The 1,101-nt window shown below is 34.2% G+C and carries 1 protein-coding gene and 1 pseudogene; both read right to left on the minus strand.

All coding sequences use genetic code 11. The features are described 5' to 3' along the window. Nucleotides 1-113, minus strand: a pseudogene (locus ABH955_RS29145) (nuclear transport factor 2 family protein); the annotation flags it as partial. A 4-nt stretch (nucleotides 114-117) separates the two neighbouring features. After that, nucleotides 118-939 (minus strand): MBL fold metallo-hydrolase, encoded by an 822-nt coding sequence (locus ABH955_RS29150; RefSeq protein ID WP_404491976.1) that lies wholly within the window; start codon nucleotides 937-939, stop codon nucleotides 118-120. Nucleotides 940-1,101 lie beyond the last annotated feature (162 nt).

The raw sequence follows: 1,101 nt of genomic DNA on the forward strand, positions 1-1,101 counted from the left end.
CCAGCAGCTTCTGTCCAAGATACATTTTCACTTAAATACGTTTTGAAAGCATCCAATTTTCCTTCGCCAGTTAACACATACGTTTCATGTAATAGTTTCTGATATTTATTCATAGCATTAACCCCAAGGCATTTCTTTTGTTACAACTTTTGCACTTAATTCTAATACACCTTTATTTGCATAGCCTGGATATGCTGCTTCAAGTTTCGCTACAAAATCTTTTGAAGTTTTACTTTCCTCAGAAGCTTGAATCGCAGTTCTTAGATAATCCATTGTCGCAGTAAGGGATTGATTATTTAAGGATTTTTCGATTGATCCATGGCTAGGTACAATTATGTCAGCATGTAATGCTTGTAATACTTTCAAGTTCTCAATCCATGCCTCCATAGCCGCTTTTGAGCTAGTATCCGCTAAGAATACATGTATTTCGTTAAATACATCAATACCACCAATTAATACTTTTAGCTCTTTATTAAATAAGCTAGTTCTGTAATGATCTAAGCCTACTAGTTCAAATGTTAACCCCTGAAAATCAATCATTTTTTCTTTAAACACTTGAGGTAATACTACGTTGCTTGGTGTGTTTTCTCCTAGGGCGCCTTTCCAAACTTTTAATTTACCTAAGACAGAATGAACAATATGTTCAACAGTAGACTCTGTAGCATACGCTATGGCTTCTGGGTAAGCAGCTTTAATACTCTCTAATCCAAAGTAATAGTCTGGATCTCCATGAATAATAAAAATTTTATCTAGAGATAAGCCGTTTTTTTTCAGATACTCAACAATTTCCTTCGAATCAGACTGAGTAAATTTTGAGTTTATTAAAAATGCATGTCCCTCTTTCTCAACTAAGGTTGCAGTGACCATAAAACTTTTTTCGTCTGAACTAAACACCGTCAATTTCACATCTTTTTGATTTGTATCGATTGTTTTAAACATAGAATGTTATTCTCCTTTTGTTAAAGTTATTTACTAGTTAACATATTTTTATCTTGTTCCGACAGAAGTTCCCTCTTCAATTCACCTGAAAGTGTGATAGCACCAGCAAATAGACGAGAGATTAATGTCGGTTGGCGTAAGCTAAAACGTTTGCTACTATAG

The sequence above is a fragment of the Bacillus sp. RC240 genome, assembly GCF_044907945.1.
Taxonomy (GTDB): Bacteria; Bacillota; Bacilli; order Bacillales; family Bacillaceae_G; genus Bacillus_A; species Bacillus_A mycoides.

Excerpts from the sequence above, each read along its gene's own strand:
- ABH955_RS29150 (WP_404491976.1), bottom strand. The coding sequence starts at position 939 with ATGTTTAAAACAATCGATACAAATCAAAAAGATGTGAAATTGACGGTG.